Origin of the sequence: Burkholderia sp. D-99 (assembly GCF_011605345.1) — a bacterium.
Classification (GTDB): Bacteria; Pseudomonadota; Gammaproteobacteria; order Burkholderiales; family Burkholderiaceae; genus Burkholderia.
The window spans coordinates 1339023-1355108 of record NZ_JAAOXM010000001.1 but is presented as its reverse complement, the minus strand read 5'-3'; the positions used below and the strand labels follow the sequence as shown (position 1 = coordinate 1355108).

Sequence of the window (16086 nt, the reverse complement as noted above, 5' to 3'; positions counted from 1 at the left end):
TGCGCCGCAAGGGTGCGGCGCAGACCATGGAGGAGTCGATGCAATTCACGCAAGCGATCGTTCGCCGCCCCGCGCCGTCCTGTAGCGCGGGCCTGACCACCGCCGAACTCGGCGCGCCCGACTACGACAAGACGCTCACCCAGTTCCATGCATACTGCGACGCGCTGCGCACGCTCGGCGTCGAGCTGACCGAACTGCCGCCGCTGGACGCGTTCCCCGATTCGCATTTCGTCGAGGACGTCGCGGTCGTGACGCCCGAGTTCGCGGTGATCACGCGCCCTGGTGCGCCCGCACGGCGCGGCGAGACGGTGCACATCGAAGCGGCGCTCGCCGCGCATCGCGACCTGCTGCCGATGCAGGACGGCCGTCTCGACGGCGGCGACGTGATGCTGGTCGGCAAGCGCTTCTACATCGGCCTGACGGGCCGTACCGATGCCGAAGGCATTGCCGCGTTCGAATCGCTGGTGTCGCGCTACGGCTACTCGGTCGTCGCGGTGCCGGTCGGTGCCGGCCTGCACCTGAAGTCGGTCGTCAACGCGCTCGGCGACGACACGCTGCTCGTGACCGAAGCGCTGGCCGCGCATCCGGCGTTCGCCGACTATCGCCGGATCGCGATCTCGGCCGCCGACGAATACGCGGGCAACACGCTGCGTGTGAACGGCACGCTGATCACGCCGGCCGGCTACCCGCGCGTGCACGACGCGATCGCGTCGCTCGGCATGCCGCTGCACGTGATCGACACCAGCGAGTTCCGCAAGATGGACGGCGGCCTGACCTGCCTGTCGCTGCGGTTCTAGCCGATTGGCGCGCGGCCGCTTCGGCCGGATAATGTGGCCCCCGCGCGGACAAGGAGACGTTCCGCGCACCAGCCACGATCCGACCGGAGCGAACGCGGATGACCGACAAGAAGATGCAGCTCGACAAGATCGATCTCCGGATCCTCGATATCCTGCGTACCGACGGGCGGATTTCCTACCGGAAGCTGTCCGAGCTCGTGAACCTCACGCCGCGGCCCTGCCAGGCGCGCGTGGAGCGGCTCGAGGCGCTCGGCGTGATCGAAGGCTACCGCGCGGTGATCAAGGCGCCGCGCGCGACCAAGCCGATCGTCGTGATCGCGCAGATCACGCTGGCCGACCACGGGCGTTCGCAGGCGCCGTTCGAGGACGAGATGCGTGCGAATCCGGCCGTGCTCGATTGCTGGCTCGTCAGCGGCAACTTCGATTTTCTCGTGCGGCTCGCGTGCGAGGATCTCGACGAGTACCGGCGGATCGCGAACGTGTGGCTGGAAAGCCCGCGGTTCCGGATCGAGAAGATCGTGACAACAGCCGAACTGCAGGCGATCAAGCGCAGCGTCGTGTGATGCGGCCGGCCGGGAAGGGCCGGTTTAGAGGCGAATGACCGGGCTGGACAATTTGTATTCCGAATCAAATTGCCCGGCCCGAATCCAATCAGGGTGAACACTATGGATGCTTTGCAAGCGGCAGCGGAGACGGCCGAGCCGTCGGGAACGACGCTGAAGCGCCGTCTGCAGGGCCGCCACATCGCGATGATCGCGATTGGCGGCTCGATCGGCACGGGGCTGTTCGTCGCGTCGGGTGCGTCGGTCGCGCAGGCGGGGCCGGGCGGTGCGATCGCCGCGTATATCGCGATCGGGCTGATGGTGTACTTCGTTGTCACGGGCCTCGGCGAGATGGCCGCACTGATGCCGGTATCGGGTTCGTTTGCGATCTACGGCGAGAAGTACGTGGACGAAGGGTTCGGCGTCGCGCTCGGCTGGACCTACTGGTACAGCTGGGCCGTGACGATCGCGATCGAGCTGGTCGCCGCGCAGATCGTGATGCGCTACTGGTTTCCGACCATACCCGGCATCTGGTGGGGCGCGGGCTTTCTCGTGCTGATCTTCCTGCTGAATACGCTGTCGGTGCGCGGCTTCGGTGAATCGGAATACTGGTTCTCGCTGATCAAGGTCGTCACGGTGGTCGCGTTCATCGCGGCCGGGCTGCTGATCGCGGCCGGCCTGATCGGGAACGGGCATCCGGTCGGCTTGCGCAACTTCACGACGGGCGACGCGCCGTTCGTCGGCGGCGTGCACGCGATGATGAGCGTCGCGCTGATCGCGGGATTCTCGTTTCTCGGTACCGAGCTGGTCGGGATCACGGCCGGCGAATCGGAGAACCCGCGCAAGACGATCCCGCGCGCGGTGAAGCAGATCTTCTGGCGGATCATGCTGTTCTACGTGTTCGCGATCTTCGTGATCGGCCTGCTGGTGCCGTACACCGACCCGAACCTGCTGAAGAGCGACGTGACCGACATTGGCGTAAGCCCGTTCACGCTGGTGTTCAGCCATGCGGGTTTCCGGCTCGCGGCCGGTGCAATGAATCTCGTGATCCTGACGGCCGTACTGTCGGCCGGTAATTCCGGCACTTACGCGGCGACGCGGATGCTGTACAACCTTGCGGCGGAAGGGCGCGCGCCGGCGATGTTCGCGACGCTGTCGCCGGGCGGCGTGCCGCGCAACGCACTGTACGCGACGATGGCCGTCGGCGGCCTGTGCTTCCTCACGTCGCTGACCAACAACCAGGGCATTTATCTGTGGCTGCTGAACACGGTCGGCATCACGGGCTTCATCGCGTGGCTCGGTATCGCGGTGTGCCATTACCGGTTCCGCAAGGGGTTCCTGAAGCAGGGCTTCCGGCTCGATCAGCTGCCGTACCGCGCGAAATGGTTCCCGTTCGGGCCGCTGTTCGCGATCGCGATCTGCATCGTGATCTCGCTCGGGCAGGATTACCAGGCATTCTTCGCGGCCCATATCGACTGGATGGAAGTGCTGTCGATCTACGTGTGGATTCCGCTGTTCGTCGCGATCTGGTGGGCGTATCGCCGTGCACGCAAGAGCCGGCTCGTGCGCTACGAGGAGATGGACATCGGGCCGTGGCTGACGCGTTCGGTCGAGGCCGTCGATGCGACGGCCTCGCAGCACGGGCACCCGCACTGATTGCGCGGTGCTGCAAGCGCGGCGACGGATGCCGGTCATATCGTCGTATGACCGGCATCCGTTGCGATGGCCCGCGCGCGGCGATGCACGCAAACCGCGCTCAGTGCACGTGCTGCAATTGCTCCTTCATGAAGTCCACCCACGCGCGCACTTTCTGCGGTACGTGCCGCGTCGCGACGTACAGCGCGTAGACGCTCTGCTGCGGAAACCGGTAGGCGGGCAGCGCATCGACCAGTGCGCCGCTGTCGAGATCGTCGCGCACGAGCCATTCGGGCAGCAGCGCAACGCCGCTGCCCTGGCGCGCGAGTTCACTCAACACCGATGCGTTGTCGACGACGACGCGAGGCTTCGTGGCCGGTCGAAACGCATGTTGGTTGCCCGCGCGATCGGTGAGCGCCCATTCGGCGATCCGCTCGAGCCGGCTGTGGCCGAGCTGCGGCAGGCGGGCGAGGTCGTCGGGCGACGCCGGCTGCGGGCGCCCGGCCTTTGCCGGCAGGTCGGGCGCCATCACGGCGAGCACGTCGTAGGTGGCAAGGCAGACGCCGCGATAGGGCAGGTCGCGAAAGTGCTCGTGGCGTCCGAGCCGGATCGCGACGTCGAAGCGGTCGCGCACGAGATCGGCCTGCGACGTATGCGTTTCGAGCCGCACGCGTAACGCGGGATGCTGCGCGGTGAACGCATGCAGCATCGGTGCGAGGACGCGCGCCGCATACTCGACCGTCGACGTCACGCGCAGGATGCCCTGCATCCCGCCATGCTCGCCGCGTACCTCGTCGATCGCACCTTCGGCTTCTTCGAGCACGCGCAGGCAGCGCTGGTAGAAACGCTCGCCTGCGTCGGTCAGCTCGACACGCCGGGTCGTCCGCGTGAGCAGCGTGACGCCGAGCTCGGTTTCGAGTTGCTTCACGTTGAAACTGACGGCCGCCCGCGCCTGGTTCAGCGCGGTTGCGGCGGCCGTGAACGAACCGGCTTCGACCACGGCACGGAATACGGCGAAACGATCGAGGCTCACCATGGTTGGGGCGTGGGTCCTGTCTATGCGTTGGATCGCTCGAAGGGTACCCGAATGTGTGGCTGCGCGCGGCGTACGGTGCGTTGCAGCGAATACGCGGCGTTGTCGCTGCATGGCCCGATTGTCAAAAAAATTCGACGAGACTCGTCGAATCCGGCCGCTTACCGATGTGCGCGCCGGCTTCTACACTGCGGCGTTTCGTGATGTTCCCGCCGCCATGCCAGACCGTTCCAGAATTGCCGCCGTCTACCTGCTCGGCTTCGCGATCGATCTCGCGAACATGTTCATGCTCAACGCCGCGTATCCGGCGCTGCAGCGCGAACTGCACGCGACGGTCGCGCAGCTTGCGTGGGTCGGCAACATGTATGTGCTCGGCCTGACCGTCGTGATTCCGTTCGGCACGTGGCTCGCGCGCTGCTGCGGCGAGCGGCGCGTGTTCGCCGCATCGTTGCTGCTGTTCGGGTTCGGCAGTGCCGGCGTCGGCGCGTCGCCGTCGATCGAGGCGCTGCTCGCGTGGCGGCTGGTCCAGGGGCTCGGCGGCGGGCTGCTGATTCCGGTCGGGCAGACGATGGCCTATCGCGCGTGTCCGCCGCAGGCGCGGGCGCGGCTCACGTCGGTCGTGATGATGGTCGCGCTGCTCGTGCCCGCGGTTTCACCTGCGATCGGCGGGGCAATCGTCGATCGCGGGTCGTGGCGCGCGATCTTCTTCGCGATGTTGCCGATCGCGGCCGCGACTTGCGCGCTCGCGTTCGCCTGGCTGCCGCGCGACGGCGCGCGCGACCGTCCGCCGCGGCTCGACTGGCCGGGGCTCGGCCTGAGTGCGGCAACACTCGTCGCGCTGCTGCTCGGGCTGACTGCCGCGGGGCAGCCCGGCGGCACGGGTTTCCCGCTCGCGATGCTGGCCGTCGCGAGCGCGGCAGGCGCCGGCTATGTGGCGCACGCGCGTCGTGCCAGGTCGCCGGTCGTCGACCTGCGCCTGCTCGCCCAGCCGATGCTGCGAACCGGCGTGGTGGTCTATCTGTGCGTGCCGGGCATCTTTACGGGCGTCAACCTCGTCGCGTCGCTCTATCTGCAGAACGCGCTCGGACTGAGCGCGGCGCATGCCGGCGCGCTGATGCTGCCGTGGGCGATCGCGGCGTTCTTCGCGATCGCGACCACGCGCCGCTGCTTTACGCGCCACGGCGCGAAGCCGTTGTTCGCGTGCGGCATCGCGATCGATTGCATCGGCATCGCACTGCTCGCGACGCCGTGGGCCAGCGTCGAGGCGGTGCGCATCGCGGCATTCGCGGCGATGGGGTTCGGTGCGAGCCTGTGCACGAGCACGTCGCAAAGCGCAGCGTTCGTCGATGTGCCGGCCGACCGGATGGGCGACGCGAGCGCGCTGTGGAACATCAACCGCCAGTTGAGCTTTTGCGTCGGCGTGGCCGTGCTCGGCAGCGCGCTCAATGCGTTGCTGGCGTTCGACGCCGGCGGCCCGTCGCTCGCGCCGTACCGCTGGTGCTTCGGGCTGGCGGTCGTGCTGACGTTGCTGCCGCTCGGCCTGATCGCACGGCTTCCTGCACACCATGCGCCGGTCGCGCAACCCGTTTCATCCCACTCGTGAGAACCTGAGAGCCTTATGAATGTGCCGAATCCGTATTTCAAGGAAGTCGTCGATACCGTTGCCGACATCGCGTGCTGGTTGTCCGGCCGTGCCGGCCCCGAGCGGCTCGCGACGCTGATGGCGCGCTTTTCGCCGGGATTTTCGATGATCACGATGTCGGGCACGGTGCTCGATTACGCGGGCGTCGATGCGCTGTTTTCACACGGGCACGGCGCGCGTCCCGGGCTGGTGATCGACATCGACGAGTTGCGCGGGCTTGCGGTGTGGGCCGACGGCGCGACGATCGGCTATCGCGAGACGCAGACCGACGCGCAAGGGCGGCGCACGGTGCGACGCTCGACGGTCGTGTTCCGGCGCGAGGCGGATGGGCTGATCGTGTGGCGTCATTTGCACGAGACGCCGGTCGTCGCGTGAGCGGGGGCATCCGTCGTCGTGCATGAAGCGGCGCGGATGCCGTGCCGGCATTACTTGTCCAGCTCCGGATAGTGCCGGAAGATGCCCATGTCGTTGAACGGGATGCGGCGTTCCGACGCGAGATAGCGCGCGACCGGCGGATGCTCTGCGACGCGGTCGTGCAGCGCGACCAGCGCCGCGATTTTCCGCTCCGCGCGCTTCATCGCTTTCGGAAACGCGTAACGCAGCCCCTCGATCAACTGGAACATCGACAGGTCCGCATAGCTGAGTGCGTTGCCGGCAAGGTAGCCGCTCTTGTGCGGATTCTGGTCGAGTACGCGCTCGAAGTAGCCGAGGAATTTCGGCAACCGGTTTTCGAGGAAGTCGGCCGCGCGCTCGGCGGCTTCCGCCTGCTGGTCCTCGTAGTAGAGGCCGCTTGCGATCGGATGGTGCGTGTCGTGGATCTCGACGACGAAATCGGCCACGGTCAACTGAAGCTGGTGCACCCACAGCCGGCCGGCTTCGTCGTCCGGCGCGAGCCCGAGCCGCGCGCCGAGGAACAGCAGGATGTTCGCGGTCTGCCCGACCACCAGGTCGCCGGCTTTCAGGAACGGCGGCGCAAACGGCACGCATTCCGCCTTCGTGCCGTCCATCATGCGCATCATTGCCGGCACACCCATGCCGCGCCCCGATTCGCGCGCGACGTCGACATAGTCGGCTTCCGCCGCTTCGAGGGCGAGCCGCACATACTCGCCTCGGCCCTGGATCTCGGGCCAGTAATAGAGTTCGTATCGCATGCTGTTTTCCCGTTCGTTGAACCGGCTGCCACCGGCATCGTGACGACCGGGCGGCCGCGCGTCGCGTGCCGCCCGCTGCGAATAGACAGTCTAGGCGATCGCAGGAAAAGTGCCGCGCGCATCGCCCGCTACGCGCTGCGCTCGCCGCCTTCGGGGCCGTAGAAGAACACCCAGGTCGAGAAGTCGTCGGAGAAGCCGATGAAGCGGTGTTCGGCGTGTGCCGGGACAAACAGCACGTCACCGGCCGCGACCTCGCATTCGCGTCCGTCGACGACGAAGCGCGACGTGCCGGTGGCGATCACGTAGACCTCGTCGCGCGTGTGCGGCTTCTGCTTGTCCTCGATGCGTGGCCGGTACAGCTCGATGTCGAGCGTGCCGTGCCGAAACAGCGTCGTGAACAGCGTGCCTTCGTCGTCGAGACGGGCGAGCGATGCGTTCAGGCCGAGCTTCATCGTGGTGGACTCCGAGTCTGGATCGTGGGGGCGTGTATTGCGCCATCGTAGCGCGGGTGTCGATACGTCGAAACCCCGCACCTGTCGCGAGCGCGCCACCGGCGAAACAAGCATGCGATTCGCTCACCGCATGTGAAACAAAATCGTCCGTCGGCGAAACGGCGCGGCGATCGAACGGATTCGGCCGGTGTTTTCACCGCAATTTAACCAACGCCGCCTAGGATCGCGCTTCGTCGATCGGTGGTGCGCCGCGATTCCGGTTCGCGCGAACTCGCCCGATTGCCTTTCCCCTTGACCCTGCGAATTCCGTTGACCCCGCCTGTCGCCAGGTGCGGTCGTCATTCGCATCATTGCGTATCGTGCTCATGAGTCAGCATTCCCCGGCTTCGTCCCGAAGAAAATTCCTCGCCGCCGCGCCAGCCGTCGCGGCGTCTTCACTGCTGAGCGCATGCGGTGGCGACGACGTCACGTCGGCACCGATCACCGACAGCGCGCTCGCCGCGCAGATGTCCGCGAAACTGAACGCGCAGCTCGGAGATGCGGCGGTCGTCAACGCGATCGTCCCGGCGATGACCGACGTCGGCTTCACGTGGGACCTGCCGACAGTGCCGGCCGCGCAGATCGGCGCGATCGTCGCGTACAGCTTCGGCAACCGTCCGAATGCGGCGAGCGGCAACACGTCGAGCACCGGCGGCAACCAGTCGGCGCTGCCCGATCCGGGGCCCGTGAACGAAGCGCTCGCGGACGCCGTGTACCGCATCCGTCAGCTGAAGCCCGTCAAGGTCTATGCGCAGTGGGAAATCGCGCGTTTCCTCGTGTCGAAATATGGAATGGGCGCCGACGTGCTGTCGTCGGTCGAACCGGTGATCGCGAACGACGGCTCGATCGTGTATCTGAGCACCGCAGGCGTCGCGGCCGTGGCCGTGTCGCGCGCGGGTGGGGCTGCGGCGATGGGCACCGTCGCGGTGGTTGGCCACCGAGATCACGCGAAGCGCTGCATCCAGACGTCGCAGCAGGCGGGCATGAAGGCGGCTGCCGTCGCCGAGGTCGCGTTGCCGACGACGTACGACCCGCAGTCGGGCCAGCCGTGGACGCGCAACCGCAGCCTCTACCTCGTGCACGACATGTATGCGCAGATGCTGACGCGCGCGGTGACCGCGACGATGCAGGCGTTCCCGAAGGGCTGACGCCTTCCGCTTCCCATATGACTCTCATGACCATGAATACCCGTCGCCATTTCCTGGCTTCCACCTCCGTCCTCGCGGCATCGTGCGCGGCCGCCACGCCCGTGTTCGCGAGCGACGCGCCTGCCGACGATGCAGAACTGCAGCGCCAGATGCTCGGCAAGCTGACGAACGAACTGAACGATCGCGCGACCGCCACCGACGAAACCGGCTATCTGCTCGACACGTTTTTCTCGTGGACGCCGCCGACCGTCGCCGCGGCTTCCATCAATACGATCGCCGCGTTCAGTTTCGGCAACCGCGCCGAGGCATCGGCTGCTGCACCCGTACCGGGCCCCGTCAACGAGGCGATTGCCGACGCCGTGTTCCAGCTTCGGCAGAAGGTCACGGCGCCGATCTTCGCGCAACAGGACATCGCCAGCGTGCTCGCGTCGAAATACGGCCTGACGGCCGGCGTGACGTCGATTGCGACACCTGCCCTGGCGGCCGGCAGCCCGATACCGACCCCCGATGGCGTCGCCGCCGCAATCGTCAAGCAGGCCGGCTCGGCCGCAGCGCTCGGCAAGGTCGGTGTCGTCACGCATCTGGATCAGGCGTCGCTCGCCGTGCGCGTGTCGAATGTGGCGGGGATGCAGGCGGCGGTGCCGGCCGGCTTCACGCTGCCGTCGCTCTACGACACGTCCGCGCAGATGGCGGCCATGCGGCGGCGCGACCTCTACCTGCTGAACAACGCCGGGATGCAGCTCGCGATGCTGCGGCTCGACCTGATCAACCGCGAGTACCCGAACGGCTGACACCGTCGGCTGCGGGGCGCGGCGTGAGATCCGGGCGACGCGTCTGCGCGATCGTCGTCCGCCGGATCGTGCGTGCCCCGTTTTGCCGGGTAATGCCGATACAGGTATTGGCACTACCAGCCAAACCACTGTTTTTAATGGGTTTTTTCGCATCCGGCCTGCGCCGTGATGCGTTCTGCGTGGCATAATCGACCGCATCCGCAAGGCTTGTAGTCACAACGACCCCGCATACCCATGGCACAGACTCTCTACGACAAACTGTGGAACACCCACGTGGTCCACACCGAGGAAGACGGCACGACTCTGCTCTACATCGACCGTCAGCTGCTGCATGAAGTCACGAGCCCGCAGGCATTCGAAGGGCTGAAGATCGCGCAGCGTCCGGTGTGGCGCATCAGCGCGAACCTGGCCGTGTCGGACCACAACGTGCCGACCACCGATCGCAGTCACGGCATCGCCGATCCCGTCTCGAAGCTGCAGGTCGACACGCTCGACGCGAACTGCGATGCGTTCGGCATCACGCAGTTCAAGATGAACGACGTGCGCCAGGGCATCGTCCACATCATCGGGCCGGAGCAGGGCGCGACGCTGCCGGGCATGACGATCGTGTGCGGCGATTCGCATACGTCGACGCACGGTGCGTTCGGCGCGCTCGCGCACGGCATCGGCACGTCGGAAGTCGAACACGTGCTCGCCACGCAAACCCTGCTGCAGAAAAAGAGCAAGAACATGCTCGTGAAGGTCGAGGGCACGCTGCCGCGCGGCTGTACCGCGAAGGACATCGTGCTCGCGATCATCGGCAAGATCGGCACGGCCGGCGGCACGGGCTACGCGATCGAATTCGGCGGCTCGACCATTCGCGCGCTGACGATGGAAGGCCGCATGACCGTCTGCAACATGGCGATCGAAGCCGGCGCGCGCGCGGGCATGGTCGCGGTGGACGACACGACGATCGATTACCTGAAGGGCCGTCCGTTCGTGCCGACCGGCGCGGAATGGGATCAGGCCGTCGAATACTGGCGCCAGTTCAAGTCGGACGAAGGTGCGCAGTTCGATCGCGTGGTCGAGCTGAACGCAGCCGAGATCGTTCCGCAGGTCACGTGGGGCACGTCGCCGGAAATGGTCACGTCGATCGACGGTCGCGTACCCGATCCCGAGCGCGAGAAGGATCCGGTCAAGCGCGACGCGATGGAGCGTGCGCTGGCCTACATGGCGCTCGAGCCGAACACGCCGATCGAATCGATCAAGGTCGACAAGATCTTCATCGGTTCGTGCACGAACGCGCGAATCGAGGACATCCGCGCAGCCGCGTACGTCGTGAAGAAGCTGAACCGTCGTGTCGCGTCGAACGTGCGGCTCGCGATGGTCGTGCCGGGCTCGGGCCTCGTGAAGGCGCAGGCCGAGCGCGAAGGGCTCGACAAGGTGTTCACGGATGCCGGCTTCGAATGGCGCGAGCCGGGCTGCTCGATGTGCCTCGCGATGAATGCCGACCGGCTGGATCCGGGCGAGCGCTGCGCGTCGACGTCGAACCGCAACTTCGAAGGCCGGCAGGGCGCGGGCGGTCGCACGCACCTCGTGAGCCCCGCGATGGCGGCGGCCGCGGCGATCGAAGGTCACTTCGTCGACATTCGCCAGCTGGGGTAACGCGTGACGGCATCGAAGGTCATTGCGCGGCTGGTTGCCGCGCTGGCGCTGGCGGGGCTGGGTTTCGGCCTCGCGGGCTGCAACACCGTCCAGGGCTTCGGGCAGGACGTCAACGCCGCCGGCAGCGCGATCAAGCGCGCCGCGGAATGACGCGGCCCGACGAGGATTTGTCGATGTGCGCCGGCTGAACGCCGGCCCTTCAACCGGATAGACGGATCATGGAAAAATTCACTGTGCATACCGGCGTCGTGGCGCCGCTCGATCGCGAGAACGTCGACACCGACGCGATCATCCCGAAGCAGTTCCTGAAGTCGATCAAGCGCACGGGCTTCGGTCCGAACGCGTTCGACGAATGGCGTTACCTCGATCACGGCGAGCCGGGCCAGGACAACTCGAATCGTCCGCTGAATCCCGACTTCGTGCTGAACCAGCCGCGCTACCAGGGCGCCTCCGTGCTGCTCGCGCGCAAGAACTTCGGCTGCGGCAGCTCGCGCGAGCACGCACCGTGGGCGCTGCAGCAGTACGGCTTCCGCGCGATCATCGCGCCGAGCTTCGCGGACATCTTCTTCAACAACTGCTACAAGAACGGCCTGCTGCCGATCGTGCTGACCGAGCAGCAGGTCGATCACCTGTTCAACGAGACGGTTGCGTTCAACGGTTTTCAACTGACGATCGACCTCGACGCACAGGTCGTGCGTGCGGGCGACGGCCGCGAGTATCCGTTCGAGATCACCGCGTTCCGCAAGTACTGCCTGCTGAACGGCTTCGACGACATCGGCCTCACGCTGCGCCATGCGGACAAGATTCGCCAGTTCGAAGCGGAGCGCCTCGTGAAGCAGCCGTGGCTCAACACCAAGCTGGTCGGCTGATCGTGCCTTTCGGGCGGGCGCGCCGGCGGCGCGTTCGCCGGCCTGCCTCCATAAAAACCTACCCAGTCAGGAATTTCGCATGAAGATTGCAGTGCTGCCCGGCGACGGCATCGGTCCGGAAATCGTCAATGAAGCCGTGAAGGTGCTGAACGCACTCGGCGAGACGTTCGAACTCGAACAGGCGCCGGTTGGCGGCGCGGGCTACGAGGCAAGCGGTCATCCGCTGCCGGACGCGACGCTTGCGCTCGCGAAGGAAGCCGACGCGATCCTGTTCGGCGCCGTGGGCGACTGGAAGTACGACTCGCTCGAGCGCGCGCTGCGCCCCGAGCAGGCGATCCTCGGGCTGCGCAAGCATCTCGAGCTATTCGCGAACTTCCGCCCGGCGATCTGCTATCCGCAGCTCGTCGATGCATCGCCGCTGAAGCCCGAGCTGGTCGCGGGCCTCGACATCCTGATCGTGCGCGAACTGAACGGCGACATCTACTTCGGCCAGCCGCGCGGTGTGCGCGCCGCACCGGACGGCCCGTTCGCGGGCGAACGCGAAGGCTTCGACACGATGCGCTATTCGGAACCGGAAGTGCGCCGCATCGCGCACGTCGCGTTCCAGGCCGCGCAAAAGCGCGCGAAGAAGCTGCTGTCGGTCGACAAGGCGAACGTGCTCGAAACGTCGCAGTTCTGGCGCGACGTCATGATCGACGTGTCGAAGGAGTACGCGGACGTCGAGCTGTCGCACATGTACGTCGACAACGCGGCGATGCAGCTCGCGAAGGCGCCGAAGCAGTTCGACGTCGTCGTCACCGGCAACATGTTCGGCGACATCCTGTCGGATGAAGCGTCGATGCTGACGGGCTCGATCGGCATGCTGCCGTCGGCGTCGCTCGACAAGAACAACAAGGGCCTGTACGAACCGTCGCACGGTTCGGCGCCGGACATCGCGGGCAAGGGTATCGCGAACCCGCTCGCGACGATCCTGTCGGCCGCGATGATGCTGCGTTACTCGCTGAATCGTGCGGAGCAGGCCGATCGCATCGAGCGCGCGGTGAAAACGGTGCTCGAACAGGGCTACCGTACGGGCGACATCGCGACGCCGGGTTGCCAGCGCGTCGGCACGACGGCGATGGGCGACGCGGTGGTCGCGGCGCTGTAACGCAATCATGTAGAAAGGGCGCGAACGGGCCGCGAAATCGGCCGGTTCGCGTGCGGTTGGCCGTTGTGCGGGCAACCGGCTTTGTGTAGACTCGAACGATGGCGCTTATTTCCCTGATCTCCCCGGTCTTGAAACTCCACGGCAACACAGCCCGTGTGGGTGCGCGCGCCATCGTCATCACGAAAACCATTACCACGAAAACGATCATTAAACGCTGATCGTCCGTCGTGCCCGCCTATTTCCCCGCGCGGTCACACCGGGGACGGAATGGCGGGGAAGCTCCATCAAAGGGTTAGTCATGAACGTAGGTCTCGTAGGTTGGCGCGGCATGGTCGGCAGCGTCCTGATGCAGCGCATGCAGGAAGAGGGCGATTTCGACCTGATCGAACCGGTGTTTTTCAGCACCAGCAACACGGGCGGCAAAGCGCCGTCGTTCGCGAAAAACGAGACTACGCTCAAGGACGCGACCAACGTCGACGAGCTGAAGAAGTGCGACGTGATCATCACGTGCCAGGGCGGCGACTACACGAACGACGTGTTCCCGAAGCTGCGCGCGGCCGGCTGGAACGGCTACTGGATCGATGCGGCATCGTCGCTGCGGATGAAGGACGATGCGGTCATCATCCTCGATCCGGTCAACCTCGACGTGATCAAGGATGCGCTCGTCAAGGGTACGAAGAACTTCGTCGGCGGCAACTGCACGGTCAGCCTGATGCTGATGGCGCTCGGCGGCCTGTTCCGCGAGAACCTCGTCGACTGGATGACGGCGATGACCTATCAGGCCGCATCGGGCGCAGGCGCGCAGAACATGCGCGAGCTGCTGTCGCAGATGGGCACGCTGAATGGCGCGGTTCAGGCGCAGCTCGCCGATCCGGCTTCCGCGATCCTCGACATCGACCGCCGCGTGCTGGCCGCGATGAACAGCGATGCGATGCCGACGAGCAACTTCGGCGTGCCGCTCGCGGGTTCGCTGATCCCGTGGATCGACAAGGATCTCGGCAACGGGATGTCGAAGGAAGAGTGGAAGGGCGGCGCGGAAACCAACAAGATCCTCGGCAAGCCGTCCATGGGCGAGCCGGGTTCGATCCCGGTCGATGGCCTGTGCGTGCGGATCGGCGCAATGCGCTGCCACTCGCAGGCGCTGACGATCAAGCTGAACAAGGACGTGCCGCTCGACGAGATCAACGGCATCCTCGCATCGGCGAACGACTGGGTGAAGGTCGTGCCGAACGAGCGTGAAGCGTCGATGCGCGACCTGTCGCCGGCGAACGTCACGGGCACGCTGACGGTGCCGGTCGGCCGCCTGCGCAAGCTCGCGATGGGCGGCGAATACCTGTCGGCGTTCACGGTCGGCGACCAACTGCTGTGGGGTGCCGCCGAGCCGCTGCGTCGCATGCTGCGCATCCTGCTCGACAAGTAAGCCTGCATGTCCGGCCCGCGATCCGCGGGCCGCGTTGCACAAGATGGCGCGCCGCGCTGGCCTTGACGATATCAAGGCTGGCGCGGCGCGTTTTTCATGTGCGGATCAGCGCATGTTCAGCAGCGTCTGGTCGACGGTCTGCTGGGTCTTGATCGTCTGCGCATTGGCCTGGTAATCGCGCTGCGCCTTGATCAGGTTCACGAGCTCGGTCGTCAGGTCGACGTTCGAGTTTTCCAGCGCGCTCCCCTGCAGCGTGCCGTGGTTCGTGCTGCCCGGCGCGGAGATCTGCGGCACGCCCGAAGCGGCGGTTTCCACGTACTGATTGCCGCCGATGTTCTCGAGCCCGTTCGGGTTGTTGAAGTTCGCGAGCGCGATCAGGCCGAGCACCGTGCTCTGGCCGTTCGAGTAATTGCCGCTCAGCTTGCCGTCGGCACCGATCGAGAACGTCGTCAGCGTGCCGCTCGCGAAGCCGTCTTGTGCGAGGTTGGTCACGCCGCTCTTCCCGCCGAACTGCGTCGTGCCGCCCAGGTCGAGCGTCAGGTTCTGCGGATTGGCGCCGCCCGACGCGTTGGGGATCGAGAATGCGAACTGACCGAGGCTCGGCGTCGGCTGGCCGGTAGCGGCCGACGTCGTCGAGCTGATCCGGCCCGACGTGTCGAACGTGACGGTGCCGAGATTCGTCGGCGTTTGGCCCTGCACGCCCGCGTAGGCCTGCCAGGCGCCGGCCGCGTTCTTCGTGAAATACATCGACACCTGTTGCGAGCCGCCGAGCGTGTCGTAGACCTGGATCGACGATTGGTAGTTGTACGTGGTGTTGTCGCCTGCGTTGAACGGCGTCTTGGCCGGCACCTTGTCCTGCGAGTTCAGGTTGAACTGGCCGGTGATCTTCGTCGTCGCCTGCGGGGCGATGTTGTTGGTCGGCGCCTGCAGCGGCACGGTCGCCGCGGTATTGATCGCACCGCCCGGGCCTGCCGCATAGCCCATCAGGTTGCGGTTTTGCGCGTCGACGATGGCGCCGCTCTTGTCGCGGTGGAATACGCCGTCACGCGAGTACGTCGTCACGCCGTTGTTCGACATCTGGAAGAAGCCGTTGCCGTTGATCGCGATATCGAGCGACGACTTCGTCGTGTTGATCGTCCCCTGGCCGAATTGTTGCTGCACCGATGTGAGCCGCGTGCCGATGCCGATCTGCGTATTGGTCGACGTCGCGACCGAATTCGCGTACATGTCGGCGAAGTTCGCGCGACCCTGCTTGAAGCCAACCGTGTTTGCGTTCGCGATGTTGTTGCCGATCACGTCGAGATGGTTCGCCGCGCCGGCCAACCCGCTCAAACCCTGTTGATAGCCCATGTTCGATCCCCGTAACGAGCTGGTGAGTAAATGCAGTCGTGCGACTGCGCGATGCCTCCCTGGCACCTCACGGCGTCAGCCCGGCCGACCGCGTGCCCGCCTTTCCGGCAGATGCGCGCGCGACGGTCGAATTGCGCCGATTCTTGTTTGAAGACGATCGTAGCGACGGCAATTATTCGATCTGTGTAATTTTGTGTAATGTAATTGAATTACTGACGAAATGATTGATTTCGTATGAGCAATGAGGCGGGGTTGAGGGCGTGGAGCCTTGTGCGGCGGGGGTTTGGGGGCGTAAATGTTCAATTCGACGATAAGAGAGGGGAATTGGCCTCTTATCAATCAATTGAAATTTATTTGAATGGGATTGGCAGCCGGCGGGATTTATTTTGATTGGCGGTTGCTAATCCATTAACGGCAGGCAGCGCG

At 65.7% G+C, this 16086-nt stretch carries 16 protein-coding genes; 12 read left to right on the top strand and 4 right to left on the bottom strand.

Going from position 1 to position 16086, the window contains the following annotated elements; all coding sequences use genetic code 11:
* Positions 1 to 38: 38 nt before the first annotated feature.
* The 3 genes from HAV18_RS05910 (at position 39) to HAV18_RS05900 (ending at position 2995) form a co-directional block, all read left to right on the top strand.
* Complete coding sequence (locus tag HAV18_RS05910; RefSeq protein ID WP_166953703.1) at positions 39 to 797, top strand: dimethylarginine dimethylaminohydrolase family protein; 759 nt, start codon at positions 39 to 41, stop codon at positions 795 to 797.
* A gap of 98 nt (positions 798 to 895) precedes the next feature.
* A complete protein-coding gene (locus tag HAV18_RS05905; RefSeq protein WP_166953700.1) occupies positions 896 to 1360 on the top strand; it encodes an Lrp/AsnC family transcriptional regulator in 465 nt (154 codons plus the stop codon).
* 102 nt (positions 1361 to 1462) lie between these two features.
* A complete protein-coding gene (locus tag HAV18_RS05900; RefSeq protein ID WP_166953698.1) occupies positions 1463 to 2995 on the top strand; it encodes an amino acid permease in 1533 nt (510 codons plus the stop codon).
* Positions 2996 to 3095: 100 nt separating this feature from the next.
* On the opposite strand, the gene HAV18_RS05895 is transcribed toward HAV18_RS05900, so the two are convergent.
* Positions 3096 to 4010 (bottom strand): LysR family transcriptional regulator, encoded by a 915-nt coding sequence (locus tag HAV18_RS05895; RefSeq protein WP_166953695.1) that lies wholly within the window; start codon positions 4008 to 4010, stop codon positions 3096 to 3098.
* Positions 4011 to 4224: 214 nt separating this feature from the next.
* Between HAV18_RS05895 and HAV18_RS05890 the strand changes: the two genes are divergently transcribed.
* Together HAV18_RS05890 and HAV18_RS05885 are read left to right on the top strand one after the other, a co-directional pair.
* Complete coding sequence (locus HAV18_RS05890; RefSeq protein WP_166953693.1) at positions 4225 to 5610, top strand: MFS transporter; 1386 nt, start codon at positions 4225 to 4227, stop codon at positions 5608 to 5610.
* A gap of 15 nt (positions 5611 to 5625) precedes the next feature.
* On the top strand, positions 5626 to 6024 hold the full coding sequence (locus HAV18_RS05885) for a DUF4440 domain-containing protein (RefSeq protein WP_166953691.1): 399 nt from the start codon (positions 5626 to 5628) through the stop codon (positions 6022 to 6024).
* A 50-nt stretch (positions 6025 to 6074) separates the two neighbouring features.
* Here the strand turns inward: HAV18_RS05885 and HAV18_RS05880 are convergent, their stop codons facing one another.
* Both HAV18_RS05880 and HAV18_RS05875 read right to left on the bottom strand, forming a co-directional pair.
* Positions 6075 to 6800: a glutathione S-transferase gene (locus tag HAV18_RS05880; protein ID WP_166953689.1), complete on the bottom strand. Its 726-nt coding sequence runs from the start codon at positions 6798 to 6800 to the stop codon at positions 6075 to 6077.
* Between the two features lie 128 nt (positions 6801 to 6928).
* Positions 6929 to 7252 (bottom strand): cupin domain-containing protein, encoded by a 324-nt coding sequence (locus HAV18_RS05875; protein ID WP_166953687.1) that lies wholly within the window; start codon positions 7250 to 7252, stop codon positions 6929 to 6931.
* Positions 7253 to 7617: 365 nt separating this feature from the next.
* Between HAV18_RS05875 and HAV18_RS05870 the strand changes: the two genes are divergently transcribed.
* The 7 genes from HAV18_RS05870 to asd all read left to right on the top strand — a co-directional run bounded on the left by HAV18_RS05870 (position 7618) and on the right by asd (position 14310).
* The gene (locus HAV18_RS05870) at positions 7618 to 8439 is read left to right on the top strand and encodes a hypothetical protein (protein WP_166953685.1); all 822 of its coding nucleotides are present in this window, start codon (positions 7618 to 7620) and stop codon (positions 8437 to 8439) included.
* Between the two features lie 32 nt (positions 8440 to 8471).
* Positions 8472 to 9230, top strand: coding sequence for a Tat pathway signal protein (locus HAV18_RS05865; protein ID WP_166954157.1), 759 nt, complete (start codon positions 8472 to 8474; stop codon positions 9228 to 9230).
* A gap of 234 nt (positions 9231 to 9464) precedes the next feature.
* Positions 9465 to 10874 carry a 3-isopropylmalate dehydratase large subunit gene (gene leuC, locus HAV18_RS05860; RefSeq protein ID WP_166953683.1) on the top strand — a complete coding sequence of 470 codons (1410 nt, stop codon included), beginning with the start codon at positions 9465 to 9467 and terminating at the stop codon, positions 10872 to 10874.
* Positions 10875 to 10877: 3 nt separating this feature from the next.
* Positions 10878 to 11024, top strand: a complete 147-nt coding sequence (locus HAV18_RS05855) for an entericidin A/B family lipoprotein (protein ID WP_166953681.1) — start codon at positions 10878 to 10880, stop codon at positions 11022 to 11024.
* 68 nt (positions 11025 to 11092) lie between these two features.
* A complete protein-coding gene (leuD, locus tag HAV18_RS05850; RefSeq protein ID WP_166953679.1) occupies positions 11093 to 11743 on the top strand; it encodes a 3-isopropylmalate dehydratase small subunit in 651 nt (216 codons plus the stop codon).
* A 79-nt stretch (positions 11744 to 11822) separates the two neighbouring features.
* Positions 11823 to 12890, top strand: coding sequence for a 3-isopropylmalate dehydrogenase (gene leuB, locus HAV18_RS05845; protein WP_166953663.1), 1068 nt, complete (start codon positions 11823 to 11825; stop codon positions 12888 to 12890).
* 298 nt (positions 12891 to 13188) lie between these two features.
* A complete protein-coding gene (gene asd, locus HAV18_RS05835; protein WP_166953661.1) occupies positions 13189 to 14310 on the top strand; it encodes an aspartate-semialdehyde dehydrogenase in 1122 nt (373 codons plus the stop codon).
* Positions 14311 to 14415: 105 nt separating this feature from the next.
* Here the strand turns inward: asd and flgE are convergent, their stop codons facing one another.
* Positions 14416 to 15660 (bottom strand): flagellar hook protein FlgE, encoded by a 1245-nt coding sequence (flgE, locus tag HAV18_RS05830; RefSeq protein WP_166953659.1) that lies wholly within the window; start codon positions 15658 to 15660, stop codon positions 14416 to 14418.
* Positions 15661 to 16086 lie beyond the last annotated feature (426 nt).